This window comes from Enterobacter sp. PL_is514 (assembly GCF_055816715.1).
Map to the genome: position 1 here is coordinate 1 of NZ_JBVPGN010000009.1, position 3365 is coordinate 3365.

Genomic DNA, 3365 nt, shown 5'->3' on the forward strand with positions numbered 1-3365 from the left:
ATCGTACTCCAGGCGCCGGGACCAGCGGCGCGGCGACGGGCGCTGGGCATTGCCGGTAAAGTTGTCCCATCGATAAAGATTACATCGTTAAAGATGGCGACGTAATGAACTTCTTGTTTAACGTTTGATTTGTTTTGAATGAAAAAAACCAAGCTTTGGGATGGTTTTTTTCAATATGGGGGACTCATTGCGCCCCCCGAATACTACTTATAATTGAAGTGGTTTATAACTTATAATTTTATCCGCAATTTCTTCTGCGCTAAGTTCTTCATAATAAATATAATTAGCTGCCTGAGGATCTGCGACACTTCTACAAAGGAGGTCGATGTCATTATCAGCTTCTTCTTCTGTCCCTTCGCTGTGTTGGATTTTCCTTATTAGTTCGATAAGCACTTGTCTTTGCATATTATACCTCAAAAATGATAAGCACGATCTAGAATGTCAAGGTGATATTTTGTTGTAACGATTACTTGATTATCAATCATCATAAATACCGCCTCCATGTTGGATAGGGGTTCTCTGGTGTAGGACATAAGATCTATTTTTCCCGCTCCACTGTGTATCATGCACTATTGGAGCTTTTCCGCCCCGCATTCCAGAAACGACAGAGCGTGGGCTTTTGTCAAGGCATTTCGAATTGGTTGCTTAATTAAGCGAACTGCTCATCATTATTAAAATCATGTTCTATATGTGTCATTTTCCCTATAATAATTCACCTCATCGATAAACCATTTATTCCCATGACCTCCACTATTTTTATTCTTCACCATATAGTTCAAAGAACTGACTAACATCCATCCTTTCAAAGAAAAAGTTTCTACTGCTAAGGGCATTTCCAGACCCTCTTCATCAAGGTATATTTCGTCATCCTCCAAACTTTGGATATAACCCCAAGAAATATAAAAGAAGTGAGTATCTTCAGGCCGTGCTTCCCATGTGTTTATATTAGTATAAATCCATTCACCAGGCTCTAACTGAGAAAGACTTGCTATTAATTCATCTATAGATGTATATGTATTCATTATACCCTCACAATTATCTGCATCGAGCCCCCCCCAAGTTTTTCTTCCACCATATCCTTTCGGGTCATAATCCAGATGCCTTGAGTTATGATCTGGCCAATCAACCAATTGTAACAACCCACCAACTCGCTCATGATGATGCCAAGTTGTTTCCCAACCAGAACCTGTTGGAGCTGTTCTTAGGAGCGCGCCACGCTTACCTGGTGAAACCTTTTCAAATATGCCCGGGAATTTTTCCTCAAGGGAAGCTCTATATGATGGGTCATTATTCATTTTATAATATAATTGTCTGTTCGCTTTCTGGAAGTGTTTTCCGTCACTCATTCTAAACATGTTTTTAGGTAAGTTTTTTTAATATTGACTTTATAGGCGCCATCATCCCCAAGATTGAGAAATAATACATTCCCTTTATTTACCTCTTCTACTTCATCTTCTGGAAGACTCCACCAATCTACGTCTCCATTTATTCTATGCTTTAATGATATCAAATCATAAATAACTAAAGTGGTAGTATCTGTTTGTATGCTTATGATTTTTCTCATTGCGTAAGCAAAGGCCGGAAATACCTCTCCGGTCTAGCCTATTAGTTAACAAAGCTTTCTATAGATTTTATAATGCTTTTATAGAATTGAATCGACTCTTCACCGACTGGTATATTCTCAGTCGGCGATTCAATTGGCACTCCATGCTGATCATATATTTTATTTCTGACAGGATTTTTAAAATAATGCTGTGGTAAAATATCCACTTCGCTCGTTTCGATAGTTTTAAACGTTACGAAAGAACCGTTTTTCCAACATGAATTATCAGTAATAATTGGTGGCAATAGCAAATTATCTTTTGCCAATACAGCATCTTCTTGAAGCGAAGAAGTAAAATAGTCATATATATATATAACTATAGTATTTTTGAATGGGCCGACATCTATTTTACCCAGGGCGACCATACCATAGCCTAATCGATCATCATTTAACTGGAAGTAAAAAACATCGCCTTCTTTTGGCCACTTTTTTTGCTTTTCATTTCCTGACACTACTGTAAGTCTGTCGGCCATTTTACATTAACCCCATTGTTTTTAAGCCAGTTTCCACCCCACAAAGCAGCATCCGAGTATAACTTTCTTGTAGGACTTATGCTATTGATAGAATTTTCAAAATGGGAATTATTGTGAATAACTGCTTATTCTATGCTCCGTGCATGACCGCGATTTAGCCTTCTTCAGTGATTCTAAATCCTAAATACACATGGGTATTATTCCCACCTTTTGCCTTTCTTTTAATCCAGTCAGCAAATGACATGTTTCTCACTGACCGTTTAGGGCTTCCATTTTTGCAAGCGGTTAAACCTATAGGATCCCCCCAGCGCATTCGGCGCATACTGGTAAAGATTTATCCCCCCGCCAGCCCTATCGGGTCCTGATGCGTAAACCGTCCGCAGTCCGGGTCGTAATACCTGAACAGATTGTCGTGCAACTCTCTCACAATGCAGGTGTTGCCCCTGCATCCGCTCGTTCTGGGAATATCCTGATCCCTGCGTCTCGCTTTCCCGCAACAGCTTGCCCCAGGCGCTGTTCACCCCTTCCCAGCGCACCTGCCCTTCGCTTTCCGTCATCCGCTCTGGCGTGCCGTTGGACTGGCAGTGGAACCAGAAGATCCCCGGCGCTTCCACGCCGTCAATTCGCGCCAGCGGGTCGTAGCTGTCCTGGTCGCTGTAGACATAGGTCAGAGGCACGTCTCCGTGCAGCTCCTGCAGCAGACGGAACCCTTCCCAGACAAACCGGCTTGCCGGTTAGCTGTCCGCCTTGCATTTGGCGTCGCATTTTGCTGATGCGTGGTCCGAGCGGGTCGTAGCGGAAGCTGACCTGCATCTGCGGCCTGTTGCGATCCCGCGGCTGGCTAATAACCTCCGTCAGGCGGTGTTCGCCGTCGTACCGGTAGTGCCAGCGGATCTGGCCGTTATCCTTCTCTACGGGACGGCCGTGGATGTCATAACGCCACTGAATACCGTTCAGTTGCGTGACCCGGTTATGGGCAGTCTTCTTTCCAGCGCCCTCTAACGGGTTACCAGCCGCATCCCAGTGCCACTGCTCCTGACCGGGCAGCGAGCCGTCCTGAGCGAGCAGGCCCCGGCGCTGTCGTACTGCCAGCGGTTCCAGTTAAACGGGTTATCGTCCCGTTCTTCCCGCACCAGGTTATTGCGATAATCGTACTCCAGGCGCCGGGACCAGCGGCGCGGCGACGGGCGCTGGGCATTGCCGGTAAAGTTGTCCCATCGATAAAGATTACATCGTTAAAGATGGCGACGTAATGAACTTCTTGTTTAACGTTTGATTTGTTTTGAATG

General features: G+C 44.4%; 4 protein-coding genes and 2 pseudogenes. All 6 read right to left on the bottom strand.

The window, feature by feature from the left end:
- Nucleotides 1–207: 207 nt before the first annotated feature.
- Nucleotides 208–405: a hypothetical protein gene (locus AC0TNG_RS00100; protein ID WP_023292191.1), complete on the bottom strand. Its 198-nt coding sequence runs from the start codon at nt 403–405 to the stop codon at nt 208–210.
- A 72-nt stretch (nt 406–477) separates the two neighbouring features.
- Nucleotides 478–594 (bottom strand): hypothetical protein, encoded by a 117-nt coding sequence (locus AC0TNG_RS00105; RefSeq protein WP_350310066.1) that lies wholly within the window; start codon nt 592–594, stop codon nt 478–480.
- A gap of 83 nt (nt 595–677) precedes the next feature.
- Nucleotides 678–1346, bottom strand: coding sequence for an HNH endonuclease family protein (locus AC0TNG_RS00110; RefSeq protein WP_473712398.1), 669 nt, complete (start codon nt 1344–1346; stop codon nt 678–680).
- Nucleotides 1347–1372: 26 nt separating this feature from the next.
- A pseudogene (locus AC0TNG_RS00115) lies at nt 1373–1564 on the bottom strand (DUF6386 family protein); the annotation flags it as partial.
- Between the two features lie 41 nt (nt 1565–1605).
- A complete protein-coding gene (locus AC0TNG_RS00120; protein WP_024907041.1) occupies nt 1606–2076 on the bottom strand; it encodes an Imm26 family immunity protein in 471 nt (156 codons plus the stop codon).
- 154 nt (nt 2077–2230) lie between these two features.
- A pseudogene (locus AC0TNG_RS00125) lies at nt 2231–3302 on the bottom strand (RHS repeat domain-containing protein); the annotation flags it as partial.
- Between the last annotated feature and the right edge of the window lie 63 nt (nt 3303–3365).

Coding starts and splice junctions, on each gene's coding strand:
- AC0TNG_RS00100 (WP_023292191.1), bottom strand. CDS start 405: ATGCAAAGACAAGTGCTTATCGAACTAATAAGGAAAATCCAACACAGC.
- AC0TNG_RS00105 (WP_350310066.1), bottom strand. CDS start 594: ATGCGGGGCGGAAAAGCTCCAATAGTGCATGATACACAGTGGAGCGGG.
- AC0TNG_RS00110 (WP_473712398.1), bottom strand. CDS start 1,346: ATGAGTGACGGAAAACACTTCCAGAAAGCGAACAGACAATTATATTAT.
- AC0TNG_RS00120 (WP_024907041.1), bottom strand. CDS start 2,076: ATGGCCGACAGACTTACAGTAGTGTCAGGAAATGAAAAGCAAAAAAAG.